This window comes from Buttiauxella cochleicola (genome assembly GCF_021283185.1).
GTDB classification, from domain to species: Bacteria; Pseudomonadota; Gammaproteobacteria; order Enterobacterales; family Enterobacteriaceae; genus Buttiauxella; species Buttiauxella massiliensis.
Genome location: NZ_JAJSOS010000009.1, coordinates 48531 through 74992 on the forward strand (window position 1 = coordinate 48531; position 26462 = coordinate 74992).

The following is a 26462-nucleotide window of genomic DNA, read 5'->3' on the forward strand; positions in this document are numbered from 1 at the left end:
AAACTTCATAATCACAAATCATTAGAAGTAAAACTCCAAAGAGGCTTGCATGGAAAAGTTAACTGGCTTAATCGCCGCGCCACACACACCATTTACCGCTGATGGAAGTGTTAATTATCCGGTTATTGACCAAATTGCCGCACATCTGATTGAGCAAGGTGTTAAAGGTGCCTATGTACTGGGCACTACCGGTGAGGGCATTCATTGCTCGGTCGATGAGCGCAAAAAAATTGCAGAACGTTGGGTGAGTGCAAGTGCGGGTAAACTGAGTATTACTTTGCATACAGGTGCTCTGAGTATCGCGGACTCCGTTGAACTTAGCCGTCACGCTGAAACTTTGGATATCTTCGCTACCTCAGTAATTGGTCCTTGCTTCTTCAAGCCGGGCAATATTGAAGATCTAGTGGAATACTGCCGTATTAATGCGGCCGCCGCACCATCTAAAGGTTTCTACTATTACCATTCCGGCATGTCGGGTGTGAATCTCGATATGGAGCAATTTTTACAGGTTGCAGCCGATCGTATTCCTAACCTCACTGGCATGAAGTTTAACTCCAGTGACATGTATGAGTATCAGCGCTGTGTGCGCGTGAATAACGGCCAGTTTGATATTCCATTCGGTGTTGATGAGTTTTTACCTGCGGGTCTGGCATGTGGTGCAGTTGGCGCAGTAGGCAGTACCTATAACTATGCAGCGCCGTTGTATCACCGCCTGATTGATAGCTTTAATCGTGGTGATCAGGCAGATGTTGCTGGTTGTATGGATAAGGTCATCGCTATCATCCGCGTGCTGGTGCAGTACGGTGGCGTTGCGGCTGGTAAAGTTGCGATGAAACTGCACGGCATTGATGTAGGTGACCCGCGTCGTCCGCTGCGCCCAATGACTGAGCAGCAAAAGCAAGATGCGCTGCAAGCCTTCCGCAAGGCTGATTTCCTTTAAGCTGCCCTAATTTTTCAGAGCGAATAAGTGTTACCCATTTGTCTGGTTTGCACTTATTCGCCCCATATCGTTTCTTAAAACTTAATTTTTAAGCCCACAATCCCGCCGTAATTGATGCTGTTACCTGTAAACGCTTTTTCAACGCTTAAAGAACCGGTAAGAGAAACCGACTTATTAAGCTGGTGATCAACGCCTGCATTTAACTGCCCCCATGTGCCAGCACTATTGGTGACGAAAGGAATATACCCGTCCTGTGAGGCAAAATTGGTTTTAGTCTCTCCCCTGAATTCATGCACAATCCCTGGGCGCAGCCATGCCGTGGTGCGAGTGCTCTTTTCCTGACTTTTTTGGGTGTTATTGTGGTTCCACGACTGGTGGAAACGCAGGCTCACGCGGCCGGTAAGCGAATCGGCATTGCTGAAATTCACCCCGGAAGCGTCGTCATGGGTGTTATCCAGCTTAACCGTTGAGTAAATCAGCTGCGCCTGAGGTTCGATAAAACGTTGAACCTCTGCATCGGGCTGCCATGGGTAACCGGCTTCCAGCGAGGCGCTAAGCGCGTAACCTTTAGTTTTCATCGGGCTAAGATCGGTGGGGCTGGATTCCACATACAGCCGGTTGTACTGCGCGACCGCATCCAGATAACTTCCCGCAGGCGTAAAGTGCGTCCAATAGCCGCCGATTCCCCATGACTTCAGCGTGTTTCGACCTGCATTTTCACCGTCGGTGTGAGTGACTTTACTATTTATTTTGCCGATGTTTCCAAGCACGCCAGCAAAATTCGAACTTCCGTCGTCTTTGCTTTCTCGATACAAATCAATTCCTAACTGAATAGCATTAAGCGTAAAGCGCGATTGCGGCCCATCAAAGTCTGATTTGCCATTTTTATATATCACACGCCCCCAACTCATGTGTGGCGACTGCGTTGCCAGGGTGATCTTTTCTGCGCTGGCGAACTGTTCCCCGGTGCGTTCATGCAGGCTATCGACGAGCATTCGGCTGTAGAGCAAAGCCAACTGTGGGATATCCTGGTACAGCGAGGTTTCTGCTCGGTAGTTCGGGACTTCGCCAGCATGTTGTGGCGGTTCAGGATGCTGCGGCGTTTCTGGTTTTCCCTCCTCATCTGGTTTTACCTGTTCATCTGGTGCTGGTTGTTCATCAACCGGCGTGACGGGAGGGGGATTTACAGGAATCACTGGCGGTTTTATGACCGGTTTTTCTCCGGGCTTAGGTTCCGGGATTGGCTCTGGTTCAGGATCGGGTACGGGATCTGCTGGAGGAGGAGGAGGAGGCGGATCATCATTCTTAACATCATCCGGTACATTTTTATGAGAGCGCAGATACCAGGCCTGTTTATTACTGTCATCAACACTTGAACGGTAAAGCGAATATTCATAGGGCCCAGCTTTAACCTTACTGAGCAAACTGAATGCTTCCGTTGCGGTGGTTGCGCCACTTATGGCATCGACGACCTTGATACCATTGCCATGTGTGAGTGCACCGCTACCATCGGTATTGGTAATTTTCAGGCTTGTGGATCCATCAGCCTTCCCGCCGTTAATAACGAGCAGATCCGTAGGTGAATCGTCGTCATGGAGATGGGTGTTTAACGCAATCGTTGAGTTGTCGCCATGGTAGTTATTCACCATCAGCGTTTTGTACTGGTTGTTTTCCGGAGTGCTGAAATTTATCAGGCTGTGGTTATTGGTAAGCTCGCTAAGCACAGAGTTACCGGTTAAAAACCACAGACTGGTATTGTTTAATGACACCTCAGACCATGCACCTGCATCTGTTAATGCCGCACCCGTGACAATACTCCCGGACATATCTACAGAAGCATTGCCTGGCACCACTCCAGAGCCATTCTTCACCTGTAGCCACTGGTTTTCGCCGTTAACATGGCTGTTTTGCATATCAATATCCGCATAGCCAGTAGTTTCAATGCCATAGCCATGATTACTGGACAAAATAGTATTGCTGATGCTGGCCTTTCCGGGTTGAGTTTCTGAACCCTGAACCGCCAGTGCCGCCGCGCCATCACCTTGTGTGGTAGCAATCGTATTCTCGGCAAAAACACTCCCTCCGTTACTGGCGAGGATGCCGTGCGCCAGCTCCCCTGATGTGGTGATACCTGTTTTGTTGAGCGACAATGTTGCCGTGTTATTCACCAGCGCACCTGTTGAGCCTGCGCCCATGGTTCGAATGACTGAGTTTTCGGCACTTAAGTCAGCGCCTGCTTCGGCCCAGATACCACGTGAGTTATCCCCATGTGTCGTTAACGTGACGCTATCAAGTGCCATTTCAGCTGTTTCGGTTTTAAACTTGCGGCCAACAAAAGCACCTGTCGCATTATTTCCAAGTGTCTCGACTGTGACATTACTGGCCGATAAACTAACGCTACCCGGTTTTGCCGCACCAATTCCGGCGTATAAACCGAGTGAATTATCCCCCTGCGTTTTGACCGACATATTTTTCAGGATGATATTGCCGCCGTCATCGGCGGTGGCTCCATAGGCCTGGGTGCCCGTGGTAAGAAGGCTGGTCCCTTCAATTGTCAGCAAAGAACCTGGGTTACGTGACGCGACTGCGTGTGGGAAGGTAAGGTTTGACTGTATGATTGAGCCATTACCCGACGTGACGATACTACCACCCACGACTGTGACTGTAGCTCCCGCATCGGCAATAACTCCCATTGCATTATCATCACCTGATGTCGTGATGTGAGTGCCGGTTATCGTGGCCGTGGTGTTCGCGACGGCAATACCGGAGCCGTAGTTCCCGGAGGTGGTAATTCGAGAGGTATCAACCTCCAGATGACTGCCACTTGTGGCACTGATGCCTACGCTGGACTTTTGTGTGGTGCTGACATCAGTGTTGGTAAGGCTTAAGGATGAACCCACCCCCTGAAGCAGTATGCCCGGCCCCCATGGGCCAGTTCCATTATCAGGAGCCGTTGTTTTGATAATTGAGCCGCTAATGTCAGCAGTTGCGCCATTTATGATATTGACCCCAGAGCTGCGCGCGCCGAACGTTTCGATAGTTGTATCGCTGATTTGTGCGTGAGAGCCGGCTCCTTCTGCTGAGACACCATGGCTTTGCATACCCAATGTGGTCATTGTTGAACGGTTAACAAGTACAGAGCCACCAGATATTGCGCGAGCTGCAGTTGATGTGGCTTCTGCGCCTCCGGCACCTTTCACCAGGATGTGGCTATTGTTCAGGTAAATTGAGCTACCATCACCCTCGGCACGTCCGCCTCCTTGATAATTCCCCGTGACGTTAACAGTGAGGTCTGAACCGGTGATAGTGGCCCCTGACAATGCATGAAGGGCGGCGGTGCTGGTTGTGCTACCAGCACCGCCGCTACTTACAATCTCGCTTGCCTGCAAATTAATACGGGCATTATTCTCGGCTCGCGCGGCACTGGCGCTGGCGGCAGAAGTGGTCAAAAACACGCCCTGCGCGTCAATATCACTGCCGAACTCACTTGCCAGCAGGGTATGACTTAAGCTCAGGTTTTTTTCATTATCCAGCGGTGAAGCGGTAGATAGCGCGGCCCCAGAAGTGTTGATTCGTGTCCCTTGTTGCAGCGATACGTTTGCGCCGTTACGTGCCCATAACCCTGTCGCCCCTTTTCCTGTGGTTTGAATGCTGCTGCCTGATATTGTGCCGCTGGTGGCGTCCCCATCAAGCAAAATACCGTGGCCATTCGCTCCGCTGGTTGTGATAGTGGTTTCAGTTAAATTAAGCGCCGCACTATTTTCGAGTTTGACGCCATATGCTGAAGCACCAGTGGTAGTGATGGAGGTACTTTCCGCATAAAGTGTGCTGTCCAGGCCATCAACGGCTGCACCATGACTGCCGCCGTTGCTGCCTCTTGCCCCCGTGGTCAGGATTACAGTTCCTTCAGAAAGATTGATTCGACCACCTTGAGTTGCTGAAACCGCCGGGGCTCCCCAGGATGAAGTCTGCACCGTGGATTTACTGAGTGATGCCTTAGAATGCGGGCCTGTTACGACAATTCCGAAGTTGTTATTTCCCTTAGCGCCGCCACCTACCGTCACGGTGGAATTATCAAGATTGAGCTGCCCACCAGATTTCGCGACCAATGCAGTCATGTTATTTGCGGTGACGGTTGCTCCCGCTGCGGTTTTTGGATCAAGTGCTACTGCGCTGTCAGAAAGGGCAACATGACCTCCATCAAAAACATAAACACCGATCTGATTTTTTGATCCCGCTGCTGAGATTGCATTATTTTTAATGCTACCTCTGCTCAGGGTAACCGTGCCATCGGCACCTATTTTAATTCCCGCTGTATTTGCAGCATTCATTTTTATTGTTTCATCGAAATATAAACCACTGGTACCAATTCCTATGGTTCCGGAAGTATTAAGCAGTGTTTCTGCTCGGGTATCGGCGCAACCAAAGCTCAGTACACCAGCAACCAGACTCGCCGATGTTTTAAGAATTATTTTTCGTCTGCTTTGCCCGGTGTATGTGGGGAGTATCTTGATGATTTTCATGCGAATGCCTCCATGAATCCTGATTACGGATATTCATGTTAGTAACTGTACGTAAATGAATAATCACCAACGAAAATTTCGACAGTATATTGATAATATAATGGGGAAAAGTGGTGAGTATAAATATTGAAGCCGGGTGGCGTTATGTGCTGGTGATTATACGTACAGCTTACTTTGAGGGTATTACGTGGCGTTAATTGCGGATTTATTTCTATTACATCGCTTTTCTTTACGCATTAACTCCCCTTAATTGCTTCCAGGAGTTGCATAAAACTTGGCTTTTTTTCCATCTCTTTACGGTAAACTAAATAGACACCAATAAGCTGTAGCGGGAATAGCGGTGTTATCTGTCGCAGCTTGAAGAGTACTTTATAGCGGGTAAAGGCTTCAGGCGTCAGAAACCCTACACAATCGGTCTCGGATAACAGCGTGAGAAGCATCATTATTGAATTCGTTTCGAATACGATATGGGCATCTTTTAAGGTTGCCAGAAATGATTGCTTTCTTTGGTATATCATTTCATCGCCAGTCAAATGGCTGACTAGATCCAGTTGCTTTAATTCATCGGTGCTAATTGTGGTCTTTTTAAATGGATTGTCTTCCCGACAGACCATAACTGGGGTGAAATCACGCAGCAGGACACTGGTTAGTGTCGTGTTGATAACAGAAGTGGCAGAGAAAACAATATCGGCTTTACGTAAATTAAGCAGACCAACAGCATCTGGAATACCAAGAAGCGTTTCTATATATTTTATTTTATAATTTAATTTCGCCTCCTTGATCTTTAATACCGTGTCTGACAAATCATGTATTGCTACTGAAAAAGGAGAGTAAATAACCACTGTCTCTCGTTTATTTGTTTTTTTACTCCGCTCGACAGAATCACTCATTATTTCCAGAGACTGTTTAAGTTTAACGTACAGATCATCTGCAAATACAGTTGGTGCGATGGTATTGCCATGGCGAATAAATAACGGATCGGCAAAATGCAGACGCAGTTTACGTAACGAGTGGCTTATTGACGGCGGAGTTACATCCAATATTTCAGAAACTTCAGTAATACTGCGTGTGGAATAGATCAAACAGAAGGTGGTTAAAAGATTGAGATTAAAGTTGGCAAGGTTGATGATTTTATCGGAAACCGTGTTCGTCTTCATGTCCTGGCCTTGCTGAGAATATTGATTAAAGAATAGCTTAGCAGCATTTTCTCAATGTGAATGGCTCAGGGCAGCGTTTAGAATGCAGATACAAAAAGGGGGCAGATATGAAAGCCGCCCCCTTAAATCATTCGGTAAACCCAATTACTTAATTGCGTCTTCCAGAATATGGATATGAACGTCCAGAACGTCGTCTTTAACAGTGACGCTGTGATCTTTCATGTGTTTTGTTTGCAGGTGAGCTTCGAGGTGAGCCACGCTCTCCCATTTTTCCAGCATAAACACAGAATCTGGTGCAGTGGTCTGGAACGCGACTTGTGCGTTATGGTCGATGAGTGGCGCATAACCAAAGCAGCCTTCCTCTTCGAGCACAGTAGGAATAATTTTTGCAAACGCGTCCAGTACAGCCTGGCGATGGTGAACACCAGGGCGGGTACGAATTTCAGCTATTACTGTAATCATGTTCAACTCCTTGTTGTAGTCATAAGACAGTTAAGCAAAAACTCGGCCCAGATGCTCGCGGTATTCTGCAATAAAACGCGGTACATCAGGCGCTTTCATTACGTCGTTGGCGATAAATGTCGGCAGACCTTCCATTCCAAGGAACTGGTTAGCTTTGTGGAATGGCAGGTAAACACCATCAACTCCAACACCGTGGAAGAACTGTTCTTTGTCTTCAAAAGCTTGTAGCGGGGCGTTCCAGGTCAGTGACAGCATATAAGTTTTGCCCTGGATCAGGCCGCCAGAACCGTATTTTTTCTCTGCATCAGAACGGGTACGACCATCGCTTGCATACAGTGAGCCATGACCTTCAGTAAATACATCATCAATGTATTTCTTCATGGTCCACGGTGCGCCCATCCACCAGCCTGGCATCTGGTAAATCACGGTATCGGCCCACATATATTTCGCGACTTCTTCTTTAATGTCGTACTCACTGTCGGTACGGGTGACCTGAACATCATGCCCGAGGTCGCGCAAAAAGCTTTCCGCGACGTCGGTCAGGGTGTCGTTAAGTTGGCCATTAGAATGGGCGAATTTTTTCGCACCATTGATAATCAGAATATTGCTCATAGTTAGTCCTCGAATAATTGCGTCTGGCGCGGAGTTTACCGTGATGTATGTCACAATTAAATGCCATATATAGGCAAAGACTTTTGCTAAAAACGCAATAATCAAAGGGCTGAATCCGTTTTTACCAGCGTATTTGTACCTGAAATCCACCGCTGGGGGCGTTTACGAAGCTCGCCTGCATACCGTGTAATGCAGCGATTCGCCTGACGATAGATAACCCGAGGCCGCTGCCGGTTTTTTCCTGCCCGGGTGGACGGAAGAAGCGTTCACCAAGTGAGGTCAGATATTCAGGGCTGACGCCCGGGCCGTTGTCGGTAATCGTAATTTCGTGGCTCTGGAGAACGACATTGACTACGCTGCCGCGTGGGCTGTAGCGCACGGCATTGTCCAGCACGTTTCTGACCATCAAACTAAGTAGTAGCGGCTGACCCTGGCGTTTTACTTTTGCGTCCTGAATATCAAGGCGAATATCAATGCCTTCACGCTGCGCCTCGTGATAAGCATCCATCACCGCATTTTGCAGTAGTGGCTGGAAAGGCACGTCCTGGACATCATCCAGACCCGCTAAAGAATCCAGCCGCGATAAAGTCAGCAGTTGATCGACCAGACGAGTCGCGCGATCGATGCCTACGCTCAGGTTATTCAGTGCGTGATCGCGCATCGGTTCATCATTTTGTGCAAGCTGTGCCACTTCGGCCTGTACCTTTAATGCGGCGAGTGGGCTGCGTAGCTCATGTGCGGCATCAGAGGTAAAGCGCCGTTCGCGCTGCATAAACTCCCCGGTGCGGGTAAATAGCTGATTAAGCGCAATTACCAAAGGGCGTACTTCTTGTGGCAGGGTTTGCGTTGGCAGCTCACTGGCATCGTCTGGTTTGCGGCTACGTAATTGCAGTGCCAGTTTGTGAAGCGGGGAGAGTGCCCGGCTGACCAGCCATACCAACAACAGTAAGATCATCGGCGAGGCGATAAGCCATGGGGTGAGCTGAGACAAAACGATGTCCCGTGCCAGGTCTTCGCGGTATTCCCACTCCTGACCTACTACGATGCGGTATTTTCCGTCGGGTGTTGTCACCCAGACCATGCGCCACATATCGTCATCGCCCGCCAGTTTGCCATCAACAAATCCGTCACGCTGGTAGCGATAGCTGAGATATCTGCCGTTGTCGCCGTCGTTTAGCAGCAACTGCCCGTTGGCGGTATAAATGGCGAAGGCGAGGGTGTCATCATCTTGTTTGCCTCGATGATGCGAAATCATCTTTTTGGTACGAGGCAATTGTGTATCGTTTTGCACGCCATCAAGCTCTAACGCGCTCAGGCGTTTGGCAAACAGCACTTGTTGGGTATCAAAGAGTTTATTGAGGGTTTTGCTGGTTTGCTGCCAGGCAGCAACACTTGCGCCGACCCAGGCAACCAGCGTGAGCAAAATAAACCCGGCAATGAGTCTTGCGCGTAAACTCTGAGTCACTTTTTTTATCATTCTTCACCTAACGTATAACCGATGCCGTGTACCGTGCGAATAAACCCACTGCCGAGTTTGCGGCGTAAATGATGGATATGTACTTCCAGCGCATTTCGGGAAACATCGTTCTCCCAGCTATAAAGTTTCTCTTCAATAAGCGTGCGCGGTAATACTCGTCCTGTGTTACGCATAAACAGTTCCAGCAAGGCAAGCTCTTTGGGTTTTAGTTGCAGTGGTTCACCGTCGCGGGTAACGGTTAATTTAATCGGATCAAGTTCGACACCAGCATGGCAAAGGGTAGATTGAGCCTGCCCATGGTTACGGCGGATTAAAACCTGTAAGCGGGTGGCAACTTCTATTAACGCAAAGGGTTTACACAAATAGTCATCGGCACCAAGTTGTAATCCCTCAACTCGTTGTTCCAGGGCATCGCGCGCGGTTAGAATTAACACAGGTTCAGTTCGGCCATTACGACGCCAGTATTTTAAGATATCCAGTCCGTCGATTCCCGGCAGACTTAAATCCAGCACCACTGCGTCGTAGGGGGCTAAACTCAGAGCTGACTGACCTTGAAGGCCATCTGTAAACCAGTCGACGGTAAAACCCATTTTTGTCAGCCCGGCTTTGAGTCCGTCGCCAATGAGCTTATCGTCTTCAATTAGTAATATGCGCATAGTGTTTCCCTTACTGCCCATTTGCGGGAAGTTAATAACTTTTGTGAGGGTGTGTACAGGGGAAAAATACGATGCTTCGGCATAGTGCGCAATTTACTAAAAAAAGCGATTTTTGATGGGAGAATTAAGATCGCGTTAAGATCTATCACGTTAAATAGCACTCATGAAATCATTCATAAAAGGAAAATTAAAATGAAAAAAATAGCCGCTATTATGACTATTCTCGCTATTACCGCAGCACCTGCACTGGCTGCAAATCAGGGCGGGTTCTCCGATCCGAACGCAGCTCCTGCCACCACACAAACTCAAACCGCAGGCGGTTTTGTCGGCCCAAGTGGCAGCAACACCACGGCGACACAGGCCAAGTCACTGTCTGACGATACCTGGGTCACTTTGCGCGGCAAGATTGAGTCACGCATCGGCGGTGACCATTACATCTTCCGTGATACATCTGGCACCATTAATGTCGATATCGACCATAAGCGTTGGAACGGCCAGACCATCACTCCGCAAGATACCGTTGAGATTCAAGGTGAAGTCGATAAGGACTGGAACTCTGTTGAAATCGACGTGAAGCAAATTACCAAAGTAAAATAATGCCCCAAATGAGCCGCAATTTGCGGCTCATTTCTTATCGTCTTACTTCATCTAAAGATACTCACTCCTCTGTGACTACGACTGCCAGATAAGGTACTATCGGCGGCAATTACGCCGTTTATACCCGTCATACTTCAAGCTGCAGATGCGTTGGCTGCACTCAGTCACCCCAGTCACTTACTTAAGTAAGCTCTTGGGGATTTCTGAGTTTGCCGCCTTTCTGCAACTCGAATTATTTAGGGTATGTGGCCACACTCGGCTCGTCAGTTTGAGGATGAATAATTAATGAGTGATTTAACTCATGATGGTGCAGAACGCCTTGCGCTGCACGAATTCACGGAAAATGCTTATCTCAACTATTCCATGTACGTCATTATGGACCGCGCTCTGCCGTTCATTGGCGATGGTTTAAAGCCCGTACAGCGTCGTATCGTCTATGCGATGTCGGAGTTGGGATTAAGCAATAGCGCTAAATTCAAAAAATCAGCCCGTACCGTTGGTGACGTGCTGGGTAAATACCATCCGCACGGCGACAGCGCTTGCTATGAAGCCATGGTATTGATGGCGCAGCCATTCTCCTATCGCTACCCACTGGTTGATGGCCAGGGAAACTGGGGTGCGCCGGATGATCCGAAGTCCTTCGCCGCGATGCGTTATACCGAATCGCGACTGTCGAAATATGCTGAAGTCCTGCTTGGTGAATTAGGGCAGGGGACGGTTGACTATGTGCCGAACTTTGACGGCACCATGCAGGAGCCGAAAATGCTACCTGCACGTCTGCCGAATATCCTGCTTAACGGCACCACCGGCATTGCCGTTGGTATGGCAACTGACATCCCGCCGCATAACTTACGTGAAGTAGCGAAAGCGGCAATCACTCTGATTGACCAGCCGAAAACTACGCTCGATGAGCTGCTGGATATTGTTCAGGGCCCGGATTACCCGACAGAAGCCGAAATCATCACCCCGCGTGAAGAGATCCGCAAAATTTACCAGAACGGCCGTGGTTCTGTGCGTATGCGTGCCGTGTGGAAAAAAGAAGATGGCGATGTGGTGATCACCGCGTTACCACATCAGGTTTCCGGTGCGCGCGTGCTTGAGCAAATCGCCAACCAAATGCGCGCTAAAAAGCTGCCAATGGTTGAAGACTTGCGCGATGAGTCGAACCACGAAAACCCGACGCGTCTGGTGATTGTGCCACGTTCCAACCGTATCGACGTCGAGCAGGTGATGAACCACCTGTTTGCCACCACCGATCTTGAGAAAAGCTATCGCATTAACCTCAATATGATCGGTCTGGATAACCGTCCATCGGTGAAAAACCTGTTGGAAATTCTTACCGAGTGGCTGGTTTACCGTCGCGAAACGGTGCGCCGCCGCCTGAGCTATCGTCTGGAAAAAGTCCTCAAACGCCTGCATATCCTCGAAGGTTTGCTGGTGGCGTTCCTCAATATTGACGAAGTGATCCACATCATTCGTACTGAGGATGAGCCGAAGCCGGTGTTGATGTCGCGCTTTGAGTTAAGTGAAACCCAGGCTGAATCTATCCTCGAGCTGAAATTACGCCACCTGGCAAAACTCGAAGAAGTGAAGATTCGCGGCGAACAAGCCGATCTGGAAAAAGAGCGTGACCAATTGCAGGGCATTCTGGCGTCTGAACGCAAAATGAATACCTTGCTGAAGAAAGAGTTGCAGGCAGATTCTGATGCTTATGGCGATGACCGCCGTTCACCACTGCGTGAACGTGGCGAAGCGAAAGCCATGAGCGAGCACGACATGACGCCGTCTGAGCCTGTAACCATTGTGTTGTCGCAAATGGGCTGGGTGCGTAGCGCCAAAGGCCATGATATCGACGCGCAAGGGCTAAACTACAAAGCGGGCGATAGCTTCCTCGGCTCAGCCAAAGGCAAGAGCAACCAGCCGGTGGCGTTTATCGACTCCACCGGGCGAAGCTACGCGCTTGACCCGATAACGTTGCCTTCGGCTCGTGGCCAGGGTGAACCTTTGACCGGTAAACTGACGCCGCCGCCAGGTGCAGTCGTTGAGCACGTATTAATGGCACCGGACGACCAGAAACTGTTGATGGCGTCTGACGCGGGCTATGGTTTTGTCTGCACCTTTAACGATTTAGTGGCACGCAACCGTGCGGGTAAAACGCTGATCTCATTGCCGGAAAATGCGAAAGTCATGCCGCCAATGGAAATTTCAAGTGTGGACGACATGCTGCTGGCGATTACCGCCGCAGGCCGTATGCTGATGTTCCCGGTCGGTGATTTGCCGCAGCTTTCCAAAGGTAAAGGGAATAAAATCATTTCGATTCCTTCGGCGGAAGCGGCAAAAGGCGAAGACAAACTGGTTCATCTATTTGTATTGCCGCCGCAAAGCACCGTTACTTTGCACGTCGGCAAGCGCAAAATTAAACTTCGTCCGGAAGAGCTTCAAAAAATCACTGGTGAGCGTGGCCGTCGCGGCACATTGATGCGTGGTCTACAACGCATTGATCGTGTTGAAGTTGATTCTCCGCTTCGCGCAAGTGCAGGTGATAGCGAAGAGTAATCAAAAAATGGCGGCTGAAAGGCCGCCAGATTGGTATATTTTACGCTTAAGCAAGTCGTACACCCGTCATCATTCAAGTTGCAGTGCCCTGACTACCTCCATACTTACAGTCTGGTGCTTTCCTGCATCGCGAATTATTTAGGGTATACTTGTCAGCGCTTTTGGCTTTTGAGGTTGTTATGCTATCCATCGTACGTTTTATTATCGTTATAATTTATTGCATCCTGGTGAGCATTTTTGGCTGTATTTATTGCCTGTTCAGCCCACGTAACCCGCGCCACGTTGCAACTTTTGGCCATCTGTTTGGGCGCCTGGCACCAGTGTTCGGTTTGAAAGTCGAAACCCGTTTACCGGAAGGTCATGAAAATCACCCGACGGCGATTTATATCTGTAACCACCAGAATAATTTCGACATGGTGACAGCAGCGAGTATTGTGCAGCCGCCGACAGTAACCGTCGGGAAAAAAAGCCTGCTGTGGATTCCCTTTTTTGGCCAAATCTACTGGTTAACCGGAAATATGCTGATTGACCGTGACAATCGCGCCAAAGCCCTGAGCACCATTTCCCAGGTGGTGGCGCAGATTCAGAAACGCAAAATATCGGTCTGGATGTTCCCTGAAGGCACGCGTAGCCGTGGTCGTGGCTTGTTGCCGTTCAAAACCGGCGCGTTCCACGCCGCAATTGCTGCGGGCGTCCCAATTATTCCGGTGTGTGTTTCCAATACCAGTAATAAAATTAAGCTAAACCGTTGGAATAACGGTTTGGTGATTGTCGAAATGCTGGAGCCAATTGATATCAGCGGTTATGGCAAAGATCAGGCGCGTAAACTCGCTACTCATTGCCGCGATATCATGAGGGAAAAAATCGCCGAATTAGATAAAGAAGTCGCGGAGCGTGAAGCTTCCGGTCGAGTTGAGAAAAAGCAGGCGAATTAATCATTTTTATACCCCTGCAATTAGAGTATTACGGGGATATTTTGGCGGCACGTTTTGTGCCGCACTACGTAAGTCAGTTTCACATGGAGTAATTATGTCACTCAGTCGGCGTCAGTTTATTCAGGCATCAGGAGTCGCACTTTGTGCCGGCTCGGTGCCACTGAGGGCAAACGCAGCAGGGCTGCAGCAACCTTTACCCGTACCACCTTTATTAGAATCCCGCCGTGGGCAACCATTGTTCCTTACGTTACAACGAGCACACTGGTCATTTACCGGTGGTGCTAAGGCGCCGGTCTGGGGTTTGAACGGACGTTATCTCGGGCCGACCATCCGGGTATGGAGCGGTGATGACGTGAAGATGATTTACAGCAATCGTCTACAAGAAAATATCGCCATGACGATTGCCGGTTTGCAGGTTCCAGGTCCGCTTATGGGTGGCGCTGCACGCATGATGCAGCCCAACGTCGACTGGGCGCCGGTTCTGCCAATTCGCCAGCAAGCGGCGACGCTTTGGTATCACGCCAACACGCCTAACCGTACCGCAAAGCAGGTTTACAATGGCCTTGCGGGCATGTGGCTGATTGAAGATGAAGTCAGCAAAAATCTGCCTATTCCTAACCACTATGGTGTCGATGACTTCCCGGTCATTATTCAAGATAAGCGCCTCGATAACTTTGGCGCGCCTGAATATGAAGAGCCAGGCAATGGTGGATTTGTGGGCGACACACTGCTGGTGAATGGTGTGCAGGGGCCGTATGTTGAGGTCTCTCGCGGCTGGGTGCGTTTGCGTTTGCTGAATGCTTCTAACTCACGCCGCTATCTACTGCAAATGAGCGATGGCCGTGCGATGCATGTTATTTCCAGCGACCAGGGTTTCCTGCCTGCACCGGTTTCCGTAAAGCAACTTTCACTGGCTCCGGGCGAACGCCGTGAGATTCTGGTGGATATGAGTGACGGCAAAGAAGTGTCGATAACCTGCGGTGAAGCGGCCGGTATCATGGATAGAATCCGTGGTTTCTTTGAGCCGTCGAGCATTCTTATTTCCACGTTGGTTCTGACGTTGCGTGCCACCGGTCTGCTGCCGTTAGTGACTGATACATTACCAATGCGCTTGCTGCCGGATGAGATTATCAATGGCAACCCGGCGCGTAGCCGTGAAATTACTCTCGGCGAAGATCCCGGTATTAACGGTCAGCTATGGGATATGAAACGCATTGATATTCAGACTCAGCAAGGCACCTGGGAGCGCTGGACCGTGCGTTCCGATATGCCGCAATCTTTCCATATTGAAGGCGTGAGTTTCCTGATTAAAAACGTCAATGGCGCAGCACCATTTGGTGAAGACCGCGGCTGGAAAGATACGGTTTGGGTTGATGGGCAGGTCGAGTTATTGGTTTATTTTGGCCAGCCTTCCTGGGAACATTTCCCATTCCTCTATACAAGTCAGACGCTTGAAATGGCAGACCGTGGTTCTATCGGTCAATTGCTGGTGCAGCCTGCGCCATAAACCATTTTAGGTCCTTTCCATCAGTGAAAGGGCCTTAGATTTTAACACGGCAATAACACTTCATTTTTGACCCCATACCAGCGTATAATCGCCGGCTTTGGTTATTTTTAAATCATTTTTTATTCATTTTTCGGAAGCATTATGAGCTCTATTAGCTTGATCCAGCCCGATCGCGAACTCTTTTCGTGGCCACAATACTGGGCAGCCTGTTTCGGCCCGGCACCATTTTTACCCATGTCACGCAAGGAAATGGACGAGTTAGGTTGGGATAGCTGTGACATCATTCTGGTTACCGGAGATGCCTACGTTGACCATCCAAGTTTTGGTATGGCGATCTGTGGCCGAATGCTGGAAGCCCAAGGCTTCCGCGTGGGTATCATTGCCCAACCAGACTGGAATACTAAAGAAGACTTCATGCGTCTTGGCAAACCGAATCTGTTTTTCGGTGTGACCGCAGGCAACATGGACTCCATGATCAACCGTTACACCGCGGATCGTAAGCTGCGTCATGACGATGCTTACACGCCAGATAACGTGGCGGGTAAACGCCCGGATCGTGCGTCGCTTGCTTATACCCAGCGTTGTAAAGAAGCCTGGCGCGATGTGCCCGTCATTCTTGGTGGCATTGAAGCGAGCCTGCGCCGTACCGCGCATTACGATTACTGGTCTGATACCGTTCGTCGCTCAATCCTGGTCGATGCGAAAGCCGATATGCTGATTTTCGGCAACGGCGAGCGCCCGCTGGTAGAAGTGGCTCACCGCCTGGCAATGGGCGAGAAAATCGATCAAATTTGCGATGTGCGTAACACCGCCATGATGCGTAAAGAAGCGATGCCGGGCTGGTCTGGTGTGGATTCTACGCGTCTGGATATGCCTGGCCGTATCGACCCGATTCCACACCCTTACGGTGAAGATTTGCCGTGTGCAGAAACCGGTAAACCGGATAAGCCAATTAACGAAGCTCAGGCTATCGTGGTTAAACCTGCGCCGATGAAGCCGTGGGAAAAAACCTACGTGTTGCTGCCGTCCTTTGAAAAAGTCAAAAACGACAAAGTGCTGTATGCGCATGCTTCACGTATTTTGCACCATGAAACCAACCCAGGTTGTGCTCGTGCGTTGATGCAAAAACACGGTGACCGTTTTATCTGGATTAACCCGCCAGCCATCCCTCTTTCCACTGAAGAGATGGACAGCGTATTTGCACTGCCTTACAAGCGCGTTCCTCACCCAGCCTATGGCAAGGCGCGAATTCCTGCTTATGAGATGATTCGTTTCTCAGTGAACATCATGCGTGGCTGCTTCGGTGGCTGTTCATTCTGTTCCATTACCGAACACGAAGGCCGCATCATTCAGAGCCGTTCTGAAGATTCGATCATTAGCGAAATTGAAGCGATGCGCGATACCGTTCCAGGCTTTACCGGCGTGGTTTCGGATCTCGGTGGCCCAACCGCTAACATGTATATGCTGCGCTGTAAGTCGCCGCGTGCGGAACAGACATGCCGCCGCTTGTCTTGCGTGTATCCGGACATTTGCCCGCACATGGACACCAACCATGAGCCGACGATCAACTTGTATCGCCGCGCCCGTGAGATTAAAGGGGTTAAGAAGATCCTGATCGCATCCGGTGTTCGTTACGATATCGCAGTGGAAGATCCACGTTATATCAAAGAGCTGGCGACGCACCATGTTGGTGGTTATCTGAAGATTGCTCCGGAGCATACCGAAGAAGGGCCGCTATCTAAGATGATGAAGCCGGGTATGGGCAGTTATCAGCGCTTTAAAGAGCTGTTTGATACTTACTCCAAACAGGCAGGTAAAGAGCAGTATTTGATTCCTTACTTTATTTCTGCGCACCCGGGTACGCGTGATGAAGACATGGTGAATCTGGCTCTGTGGCTGAAGAAGAACCGCTTCCGTTTGGATCAGGTGCAGAACTTCTACCCGTCGCCGCTGGCGAACTCGACCACCATGTATTACACCGGCAAGAACCCGTTGGGTAAGATTGGTTATAAGAGTGAAGATGTGGTGGTGCCGAAAGGCGATCGTCAGCGCCGCTTGCATAAAGCGTTGCTGCGTTACCATGATCCAGCCAACTGGCCGCTGATTCGTGAAGCGCTGGAAGCGATGGGTAAAAAGCACCTGATTGGTGGCCGCCGTGAGTGCCTGGTGCCTTCGCCAACGATTGAAGAGATGCGTGAAGCGCGCCGTTATAACCGTGGAGCGCGTCCAGCATTGACGAAACATACGCCAATGACACATCAGCGTCGTGCACCTGGCGACACTAAGCCTGCTGCCGGTGGGAAACCTGTTGCTGGTGCGAAGCCTACGGCTGGTGCTAAACCTGTTGCTGGTGCGAAGCCTACGGCTGGTGCTAAACCTGTTGCTGGCGCGAAGCCTACAGCTGGTGCTAAACCTACAGCTGGTGCTAAAGCGGCTACTGGTGCAAGACCTGCACCTAAAGTTGTATCAAGGCCTACAAGCAGGAAACGCCCGGCTTAAGGATTGTAGTGAAACAGCCAGGGCGGATGTCGCAAACGACATCCGCCTTGGCGCTACAATATCTTTCCTGGATCGGATAAGCGTAAGCGCCATCCGACACTATGAAACAGTTTTACGAGCCAAACACATCAGGGTCTGGTCCCAGACGCTTATGACTATCCAGCTTCGCAATCTCGCTTAACTCGTCTTTATCAAGACGGAAATCAAACACGTCAAAGTTCTCAGCAATACGCGATGGGGTCACCGATTTCGGGATCACAACCAACCCGCTATCCAGATGCCAGCGAATGACAATCTGTGCCGGGGTTTTACCGTATTTATCGGCAAGGTCACGGATGATTTTCTTATCAAACACACCCTCTCCGCCCTGAGCCAGTGGGCTCCAGGATTCGGTCTGAATTTTATGTGTCGCATTCCAGGCATGAAGCTGGCGTTGTTGCAGCAGTGGGTGGAGTTCAATCTGGTTGATAACCGGCGAGACGCCCGTTTCATCAATCAGACGCTGGAGATGGTTGAGTTGGAAATTACAGACGCCAATGCTTTTGACCAGCCCTTGTTTTTGCAGCTCAATCATACCTTTCCAGGCTTCAACATAGTGATCTTTGCTCGGCACCGGCCAGTGCATCAAATACAGATCGACGTAATCGAGCTGGAGCTTTTCAAGGCTGTCTTCCAGCGCCTGACGTGGCCTTTGCTGATCGTCATTCCACAGTTTGGTGGTGATAAACAGTTCGTCGCGCGCAATTCCAGCCTGTTTTAGTGCATTGCCCACGCCGTCTTCGTTCTTGTACGCCGCAGCGGTATCAATGGAGCGATAGCCGACTTCCAGCGCTTTATCGATGGCAATCAGGACTTGATCGTTGCTGGCTTGCCAGACACCGAGCCCCAATTGTGGCATTACATTTCCATCCTGAAGCTTGATTACTGTTGGATTTGCCATGTATTCCTCCTTAATAAGCGATACACCGGAAGGGGCTTCCGGTGTAACAATTGCATTTAAGTCTGGACCAAATACTCAGAAACGTGAAAAAAATGGCTAAATTACTTAGCGTGCTGCCTCGTAAATACGACGGCTTACGTCCAGAGTAATGTCCTGGCGCTCACCTAATTTAGTCATGCCTTTTTCTTCCAGTTTTACCAACAGAGCCGGGATGGTGCTGCCATCCAGACCATAGGCAGACAGGCGAGTTGGGGCACCCATTTGCTCGAAGAAATTACGGGTTGCAGCAATTGCCGCATCAATACGTTCTTCTTCGGAGCCTTCAGTGATATTCCACACGCGCTCAGCGTATTGCAGAAGTTTGCCGCGTTTCTCGTTACGTTTTTCATTCAACAAAGATGGCAGAACCACCGCCAGAGTCTGCGCGTGATCCAGGCCGTGCATCGCAGTCAGTTCATGACCCAGCATGTGAGTCGCCCAGTCCTGCGGTACGCCGGCACCGATCAGGCCGTTTAATGCCATGGTCGCCGCCCACATTACGTTGGCACGCACGTCATAGTTTTCTGGCTCTTTCAGTGCAATTGGGCCGTCTTCAACCAGCGTTAACAGAATGCCTTCGGCAAAACGGTCCTGCACCTTGGCGTTCACTGGGTAAGTGATGTACTGCTCAACGGTGTGAACAAAGGCGTCGACTACACCGTTTGCAACCTGGCGCGGTGGCAAAGTGTAGGTGTAAACCGGGTCAAGTACCGCGAATACAGGCTGAACGTGTTCAGACATAAACGCTTGTTTGTCGCCTGTTTCACGGCGAGAAACTACGGCACCCTTGTTGGATTCAGAACCGGTCGCAGGCAGCGTCAGAACAGAACCCATTGGGATTGCGCTCTTCACATCGTTGCCATGAGTTAGCAGGATATTCCATGGATCGATATCAGCCGGATAGTTGGCTGCTGCGGCGATGAATTTAGTGCCATCCAGCACAGAACCGCCACCGACCGCTAACAGGAAAGTGACTTTCTGCTGGCGCACAACTTCTACCGCTTTCATCAGCGTTTCGTAAGTCGGGTTAGGTTCAATACCACTAAACTCCAGTACATCCAGCCCTTTGAGTTCGGCGTAAACCTGGTCCAGCACGCCATTTTTCTTCACGCTGCCGCCGCCGTAGGTGATCAATACGCGGGCATCAGCAGGAATTTGTGCGCGCAGTTCGGAAATAGCGCCTTTACCAAACAGGATGCGAGTTGGGGTATGTAGGTTGAAGTTGTTCATTATTTGATTCCTGTGGTTTGGATCGTTAGAGACAATACTTATTGAATTTGATGGTAGCCATTGTCGGCTTCGGCTGGCTATCTCTCAATGCTTATTCCTGCCTTTGTCTTGCCTATTTCTACTTACCTCTGGAGAAAAATATAAATTAGTCGCAGACTTATCACGTCATAAAAGCCTTGTGGAGCGGAAGGGAATGAAGCGGGAAGAGATTTGCCAGCAATTAACAAATAAGATTAATTATTTGATACAAAAAGAAAATAGTGGTCTTTCTTCATTACCAAATGTCACTTTGTTGTATGGCACTAAACCCTATGCCCGCACGCCAGTAATGTATGAGCCGGGAATCATTATTCTCTTTTCAGGGCAAAAAACGGGTTATTTGAACGATCGTGTGTTTCGCTACGATGCTAATGAATATCTGCTATTAACGGTGCCACTGCCTTTTGAATGTGAAACCTTTGCCTCACCTGAAATGCCACTGGCGGGCTTGCGAATTAATATCGATATCTTGCAGCTTCAGGATTTGCTGATGGATATTGGCGAGGATGATTTATCGCATCCGCATAACAACTCAACAGGGATTAACTCAGCCGAGATTTCCGAAGAGATCCTGTGTGCCGCCGAGCGTTTGCTGGACGTGCTCGAACACCCGCTTGATGCGCGAATTCTGGGAAAACAGATCATTCGCGAGATTCTCTACCACATTTTAATTGGGCCGTGTGGCGGGGCGCTGTTGGCATTGGTTAGTCGACAGACGCATTTCAGCCTGATTAGCCGTGTGTTGCGTCGTATTGAAACGCAGTATACCGAGAACCTCTCTGTGGACCAACTAGCCGCTGAAGCGAATATGAGCGTCTCTGCGTTTCACCATAACTTTAAGTCGGTGACCAGTACTTCGCCGCTGCAATACCTCAAAAGCTACCGCCTGCATAAAGCGCGAATGTTGATTTTGCATGATGGGGTGAAAGCTAGCGCTGCGGCTATTCGTGTGGGATATGAAAGTGCTTCGCAGTTTAGCCGCGAGTTTAAACGCTACTTTGGGGTGACTCCGGGTGAAGATGCCGCTCGTATGCGAGTCATTTAAGCTGAAGCTTACAGAGTGGATAATTTCGCATTATCCACTCTGTAATTTTTATGCGGGGTTAAATCTTTTTTTGATAACCACAAATAGTGTGCCTACCAGACCTACGACCAGCAGAACCATCGGCAGAATCATCAGGCAGGTCATCACCTGATCTTCGTGGCGTTTCACAAATGGAATCATGCTCAGGGCATAACCCAGGCTGGTGACGCTACCAACCCATAACAACCCACTAAACCAGTTAAATACCTGGAAGCGGCGATTGCTAAGGCCAGAAATGCCCGCCATGGTTGGCAGCAGTGTGCGCACAAACGCCAAAAAACGGCCAGCTAACAAAGCGAATAAACCGTGTCGGTCAAACATCACCGTCGCTCGCTCGTGATACTGCGGTGGGAGTTGTTTCAGCCAGCTTTTCACCACCCGGGTATTGCCGAGCCAGCGGCCTTGCACATAGCTCAACCAGCAACCGAGGCTTGCTGCCGCGGTTAAAATAACGATTGTCGGGACGAAATTCATAACCCCTTTTGCCACTAGCGCTCCTGCGAGTAATAGCAGACTGTCACCTGGCAAAAACGAGGCGGGCAGTAATCCATTTTCGAGAAACAGCGTCGCAAACATGACGCAATAAACCACTCCAACAACATGAGGGTCCGCGAGTGCAGCAAAGTCATGTTGCCAAAGCGCTTGAACGATATTGTGTATAACAGCCATGGCAAATCCTGTGGAACCGCTTTATTGAGCAGGCCTGAATCTACAGTAGTTAGATTAGGCACACCTTAGTTTTAGGAACTTAGTGTAACGCTAAAAAGCCTGCGACATCTTGATCACAGGCTCAACAAATCATTATGGGATAGCAAAAACTGTCCTTATGGGCGTCCACTTCTGGCAATTTTAGGCGATCCGTTGGAAACCTGCTTCAAGATCGGCGATGAGATCGTCAACATTTTCCAGGCCAATGTGAATGCGCACTAGCGTCCCGCTGAAGTCTACCCCGCCAGCCGGGCGGATCTCTGCGAGTTCTTCCGGTTGGTTGGCTAGGATAAGCGATTCATAGCCGCCCCAGGAATAGGCCATACTAAAATAGTGGAAATTATCCAGGTAGTGCTGATATTGCTCGTTATTTAAGCGACTCTTCAGCACAAATGAGAACAAGCCGCTGCTACCTGTAAAGTCTCGTTTCCAGAATTCATGCCCTTTGCTGCCGGGCAGTGCAGGGTGATTAACACGTTCAACCTGCGGGTGTTGTGCCAGCCATTCGGCAATTTTCAGACTACTTTCATGATGTTGACGCAGGCGCACACCAAGAGTGCGTAGACCTCTGCTCGTCATATAAGCGGTATCGGCATCCAACATTTGCCCCATCAGATAAGAGTTCTCGCGCAACTGATCCCAGCAACGTGCATTTGATACAGCTGTACCAACCATCGCATCCGAGTGGCCAATCAGGTATTTGGTGCCGGCCTGAATCGAAATATCGATACCGAAATCCAGCGCCTTAAAGAGAATGCCTGCCGCCCAGGTGTTATCAATCATGATGATGGCGTCTGGGGCAACGCTACGTACCGCCTGTACAATGGCTGGAACGTCATGTACTTCCATTGTGATAGAGCCAGGCGATTCCAGAAATACGACTTTAGTATTGGGTTGCACAAGTTCAGCAATGCCTGCGCCAATCATTGGGTCAAACCAGGTGGTGCTCACACCGAGTTTAGCGAGGATTTTGGTGCAGAAGTCCTGGCTGGGCTCGTAAGCGGAGCCGGTCATCAGCACATTGTCACCTTGCTCGACGAACGCCAGAATCGCATTGGCAACGGCTGCGGCGCCACAAGGGTAAAGCGCACAACCCGCACCACCTTCGAGCTCGCACATTGCTTCTTGTAAAGAGAAGTGGGTCAGGGTGCCGCGGCGACCATAAAAAAGTTCGCCTTTCGCGCGGTTAGCCGTCGCCTGCTTTTTGGCTTCAACAGTTTCAAAAACCAACGAGGAAGCGCGTTGAATGACGCTGTTAACCGAACCCTGGGTGAATTTTTTATCGCGCCCGGCATTAACCAGCGCCGTTTCAATGTGCTTCTTCGCAGTCATGTTCACTTTACCCTGTTTAACCATCTGGATGTCTAAATCTAACTTATCATCTTTTTGCTGCGTAAGCGCAAGGAATGCATAGACAATTTAAGGCACTCTTTAAATACTAATGAGAACTACTATCAATTCGATGCCGTTTTGATATTATTACGACCAGTTTTTGTATTGTTTCGTGGTGGAGAGTAAGAGTGACGAATAATTTGATGCAGACAGACCTCTCTGTCTGGGGCATGTATCAACATGCCGACATCGTGGTAAAGATTGTGATGATCGGCCTGATTATGGCCTCTGTCGTCACTTGGGCAATCTTCTTTAGCAAAAGTGTTGAGCTGTCATCGCAGAAGCGCCGTCTTAAGCGTGAACAGCAGCAACTGGCTAATGCCCGCTCTCTGGATGAAGCCAGTGAAATGGCCGAAACGTTTGATTCGAAAAGCCTCAGCACTATGCTTATCAACGAAGCACAGAACGAACTGGAGCTTTCCGCAGGCAGCGAAGATAACGAAGGCATTAAAGAGCGTACCGGTTTCCGCCTTGAGCGCCGTGTTGCGGCAGCGGGTCGCCACATGGGACGCGGTAACGGCTTCCTTGCGACCATCGGTGCGATCTCTCCATTCGTCGGCCTGTTTGGTACGGTCTGGGGCATCATGAACAGCTTCATTGGGATTGCTCAGTCGCAGACCACTAACCTGGCGGTTGTTGCACCTGGTATCGCAGAAGCGTTGCTGGCAACGGCTATTGGCTTGGTTGCAGCGATTCCTGCGGTTGTTATCTATAACGTCTTTGCCCGAGTGATTGGCGGCTATAAAGCGTCTCTGGGTGACGTTGCTGCTCAGGTTCTGCTGCTGCAAAGTCGTGATCTGGATTTAGCGGCTAGCTCTCAGTCTCGCCCAGTACGTACCGCTCAGAAACTGCGTGTAGGTTGATCCCATGGCAATGAGTTTTAACGAAAACCACGATGATAACGGCGAAATGCATGACATCAACGTGACGCCGTTTATCGATGTCATGTTGGTACTGCTGATTATCTTCATGGTGGCCGCACCGCTTGCGACAGTGGATGTGAAGGTTAACCTTCCTGCATCTTCAAGCCAGCCGCAACCGCGTCCGGAAAAACCGGTCTATCTGTCTGTCAAAGCCGATCGCACAATGTTTATTGGCAATGACGAAGTGACCAAAGAGAACATGATTAATGCTCTGATGGCTGCGACGGAAGGCAAGAAAGACACCACGATTTTCTTCCGCGCAGACAAAACGGTTGATTACGAAACCATGATGAACGTGATGGATACGCTGCATCAGGCAGGGTATTTGAAGATCGGGTTGGTGGGACAAGAAGTCACTGCCGCCAAATAAGTTTTGCATGCTCTTACAACGGCCTGTTAGCTCAACTAACGGGCCGTTTTTCTTTTGTCCGCATTCCCGTCTGACTTAATTCAAATTTTAAAATCACACGAACGTATTATTGATAACGTGTGAAACTTATTCGCGATAAAACAATGTTTATCTATGCTATTTCTATACCCGTCATACTTCGAGCCGCAGGGGTGTTGGCTGCACTCACAAACCCCAGTCACTTACTTAAGTAAGCTCCTGGGGATTTGCTCCCTTGCCGCCTACCTGCAACTCGAATTATTTTGGGTATATGCGGGATTATTCCGTCCTGAAAATATCTGATAACAGAAGCGTGGATAACCAAATGGCAACGATGACTGTTTTGCATACCGGCAATAAACAGCCCGACGTGGTGTCTCTGAGAAACATTTATCTGCATGCTGATGTTTTAATGTTTTGGGTCGTGTGGGGAATGTTTGTTATTTCACTGGCGGTGGGGTGGGCTTATGATGCGCTACCGGTGGCGCTGGTAGTGGGCAGTTTACTTGCGTTGAGTTCCAGTATTATCAAAGTATTACTACCCGGTAAGCTATTTACCCGCTTGTATTATGCGTTCACATTAATCGGTTTTGCCGCATTGCTCATTCAATTAGGTAACGGTGAAACTGAATATCACTTTTCGGTTTTTGTATTGCTATCAGCATTATTAGCTTATCGCGATTATCGACCATTATTAATAGGGGCGATGGTTGCAGCGCTTCACCATGTATTATTTGCCTGGCTGCAAGCTAATGACTTATTTGGTATCACTTGCTTTATGCATCCCGGCATTCATATGGTGGTATTCCATGCCATTTTTGTGGTGGCGCAAACGGCAATCCTGATTTATATGGCATTGCGAATGGCAGACGATGCCCGTTCCGCCAGCGAAGTCGCGCAACTGGCGGCGCAGATTAACCGCCAGCCGGGTTGCCTGACCCTTACGCGTAGTGAAAGACAAAGCCGCACGCCGTTTGCTCAAACCTTTAATACTACGCTTACCACGATGAGAGACACGCTAAACCGGGTGCGCGCTGGTGTGGCATCAGTACTCACAGCTTCGGAAAGTATCATCCAACGTAATGCCGCACTGTCTAAACGTACTGACGAGCAGGCCGCCGCACTGGCCGTTGCAGCCAGTGCCATGGAACAACTCAGCTCCTCCGCAGTCGCGACTAGTGACAAAGCGAAAAGTGCCAGAATACTTGCCACTCAGGCAAGTAATCTCGCCAGCAAAGGTGGAGTCAGTATTGATGCTGCCACACACACTATGGAACAAATCCGCGAAGAGTCTGACCACATCAGCAATATTCTTGAACTGATCGATGGCATTGCCTTCCAGACTAATATTCTGTCGCTAAACGCGTCCGTTGAAGCAGCCCGGGCAGGTGCTCATGGTCGAGGATTCGCGGTGGTGGCTTCTGAAGTACGCACACTGGCGTTACGTTGCGAAAATGCGGCCAAAGACATCCGTCAGTTGATAAGCGTATCGGTAGAGTGTACTCGGACAGGCTCGGTACAAGTGGAGAACGCGGGGCAAACTATGCGTGAAGTGATTGGTTCCATCAATGCGTTGGCAGAGTTGGTGGAAGAGCTTTCTGATATGAGTGGACAGCAAAGTATCAGCATTACGCAAATGAATGAGAGCATCGCCAGTATCGATGAAAGCGTGAGGTATAACGTGGAACATACTGCGCAAACCGTACAGGCTGCGCGCCAACAACAGCAACAAGCTGATGATTTGCAGCAGGCAATCTCAGTATTTCGTCTGGCCTGATAACCGGTTCGTAAGCGTATT

20 protein-coding genes are annotated in these 26462 nt (G+C 49.7%); 10 read left to right on the top strand and 10 right to left on the bottom strand.

Annotated features, from left to right (window positions below; translation table 11 throughout):
• Positions 1–49: 49 nt before the first annotated feature.
• On the top strand, positions 50–940 hold the full coding sequence (locus LVQ76_RS14910; RefSeq protein WP_064516102.1) for a dihydrodipicolinate synthase family protein: 891 nt from the start codon (positions 50–52) through the stop codon (positions 938–940).
• Between the two features lie 74 nt (positions 941–1014).
• Here the strand turns inward: LVQ76_RS14910 and LVQ76_RS14915 are convergent, their stop codons facing one another.
• From LVQ76_RS14915 to qseB, 6 genes are all read right to left on the bottom strand, one after another.
• Positions 1015–5463, bottom strand: a complete 4449-nt coding sequence (locus LVQ76_RS14915) for an autotransporter outer membrane beta-barrel domain-containing protein (protein WP_232921960.1) — start codon at positions 5461–5463, stop codon at positions 1015–1017.
• A gap of 236 nt (positions 5464–5699) precedes the next feature.
• Complete coding sequence (locus LVQ76_RS14920; RefSeq protein ID WP_232921961.1) at positions 5700–6620, bottom strand: LysR family transcriptional regulator; 921 nt, start codon at positions 6618–6620, stop codon at positions 5700–5702.
• A gap of 144 nt (positions 6621–6764) precedes the next feature.
• Positions 6765–7082, bottom strand: coding sequence for a putative quinol monooxygenase (locus tag LVQ76_RS14925; RefSeq protein WP_232866233.1), 318 nt, complete (start codon positions 7080–7082; stop codon positions 6765–6767).
• Between the two features lie 30 nt (positions 7083–7112).
• The gene (locus tag LVQ76_RS14930; protein ID WP_034461002.1) at positions 7113–7694 is read right to left on the bottom strand and encodes an NAD(P)H-dependent oxidoreductase; all 582 of its coding nucleotides are present in this window, start codon (positions 7692–7694) and stop codon (positions 7113–7115) included.
• 121 nt (positions 7695–7815) lie between these two features.
• The gene (qseC, locus tag LVQ76_RS14935) at positions 7816–9171 is read right to left on the bottom strand and encodes a quorum sensing histidine kinase QseC (RefSeq protein ID WP_232905162.1); all 1356 of its coding nucleotides are present in this window, start codon (positions 9169–9171) and stop codon (positions 7816–7818) included.
• Positions 9168–9827: a quorum sensing response regulator transcription factor QseB gene (gene qseB, locus LVQ76_RS14940; RefSeq protein WP_232921962.1), complete on the bottom strand. Its 660-nt coding sequence runs from the start codon at positions 9825–9827 to the stop codon at positions 9168–9170. Before qseB ends, qseC begins: the two co-directional genes overlap by 4 nt.
• A 192-nt stretch (positions 9828–10019) precedes the next feature.
• Here qseB and LVQ76_RS14945 point away from each other — a divergent pair, with 192 nt between their 5' ends.
• From LVQ76_RS14945 to LVQ76_RS14965, 5 genes are all read left to right on the top strand, one after another.
• Positions 10020–10424 (top strand): YgiW/YdeI family stress tolerance OB fold protein, encoded by a 405-nt coding sequence (locus LVQ76_RS14945; RefSeq protein WP_034460999.1) that lies wholly within the window; start codon positions 10020–10022, stop codon positions 10422–10424.
• A 285-nt stretch (positions 10425–10709) separates the two neighbouring features.
• Complete coding sequence (gene parC, locus LVQ76_RS14950; RefSeq protein WP_232921963.1) at positions 10710–12980, top strand: DNA topoisomerase IV subunit A; 2271 nt, start codon at positions 10710–10712, stop codon at positions 12978–12980.
• Between the two features lie 179 nt (positions 12981–13159).
• On the top strand, positions 13160–13915 hold the full coding sequence (locus LVQ76_RS14955) for a 1-acylglycerol-3-phosphate O-acyltransferase (protein WP_232866228.1): 756 nt from the start codon (positions 13160–13162) through the stop codon (positions 13913–13915).
• A 94-nt stretch (positions 13916–14009) separates the two neighbouring features.
• Complete coding sequence (gene ftsP, locus LVQ76_RS14960; protein WP_232866226.1) at positions 14010–15422, top strand: cell division protein FtsP; 1413 nt, start codon at positions 14010–14012, stop codon at positions 15420–15422.
• A 141-nt stretch (positions 15423–15563) separates the two neighbouring features.
• Positions 15564–17921 carry a YgiQ family radical SAM protein gene (locus tag LVQ76_RS14965; protein ID WP_502258294.1) on the top strand — a complete coding sequence of 786 codons (2358 nt, stop codon included), beginning with the start codon at positions 15564–15566 and terminating at the stop codon, positions 17919–17921.
• Between the two features lie 112 nt (positions 17922–18033).
• Here the strand turns inward: LVQ76_RS14965 and dkgA are convergent, their stop codons facing one another.
• On the bottom strand, positions 18034–18861 hold the full coding sequence (gene dkgA / locus LVQ76_RS14975) for a 2,5-didehydrogluconate reductase DkgA (RefSeq protein ID WP_232921964.1): 828 nt from the start codon (positions 18859–18861) through the stop codon (positions 18034–18036).
• 105 nt (positions 18862–18966) lie between these two features.
• On the bottom strand, positions 18967–20130 hold the full coding sequence (gene yqhD, locus LVQ76_RS14980; protein WP_232866223.1) for an alcohol dehydrogenase: 1164 nt from the start codon (positions 20128–20130) through the stop codon (positions 18967–18969).
• 193 nt (positions 20131–20323) lie between these two features.
• Here yqhD and LVQ76_RS14985 point away from each other — a divergent pair, with 193 nt between their 5' ends.
• Positions 20324–21214: an AraC family transcriptional regulator gene (locus LVQ76_RS14985; protein WP_151994906.1), complete on the top strand. Its 891-nt coding sequence runs from the start codon at positions 20324–20326 to the stop codon at positions 21212–21214.
• Between the two features lie 48 nt (positions 21215–21262).
• On the opposite strand, the gene LVQ76_RS14990 is transcribed toward LVQ76_RS14985, so the two are convergent.
• The gene (locus tag LVQ76_RS14990) at positions 21263–21922 is read right to left on the bottom strand and encodes a DedA family protein (protein WP_232921965.1); all 660 of its coding nucleotides are present in this window, start codon (positions 21920–21922) and stop codon (positions 21263–21265) included.
• A 180-nt stretch (positions 21923–22102) separates the two neighbouring features.
• A complete protein-coding gene (gene metC / locus LVQ76_RS14995; RefSeq protein WP_232866217.1) occupies positions 22103–23293 on the bottom strand; it encodes a cystathionine beta-lyase in 1191 nt (396 codons plus the stop codon).
• A 188-nt stretch (positions 23294–23481) separates the two neighbouring features.
• Between metC and exbB the strand changes: the two genes are divergently transcribed.
• The 3 genes from exbB (at position 23482) to LVQ76_RS15010 (ending at position 26441) form a co-directional block, all read left to right on the top strand.
• Positions 23482–24216: a tol-pal system-associated acyl-CoA thioesterase gene (exbB, locus tag LVQ76_RS15000; protein ID WP_151994909.1), complete on the top strand. Its 735-nt coding sequence runs from the start codon at positions 23482–23484 to the stop codon at positions 24214–24216.
• 4 nt (positions 24217–24220) lie between these two features.
• Positions 24221–24646, top strand: coding sequence for a TonB system transport protein ExbD (gene exbD, locus LVQ76_RS15005; protein ID WP_151994910.1), 426 nt, complete (start codon positions 24221–24223; stop codon positions 24644–24646).
• Between the two features lie 343 nt (positions 24647–24989).
• Complete coding sequence (locus LVQ76_RS15010) at positions 24990–26441, top strand: methyl-accepting chemotaxis protein (RefSeq protein ID WP_232921966.1); 1452 nt, start codon at positions 24990–24992, stop codon at positions 26439–26441.
• Positions 26442–26462: the final 21 nt, after the last annotated feature.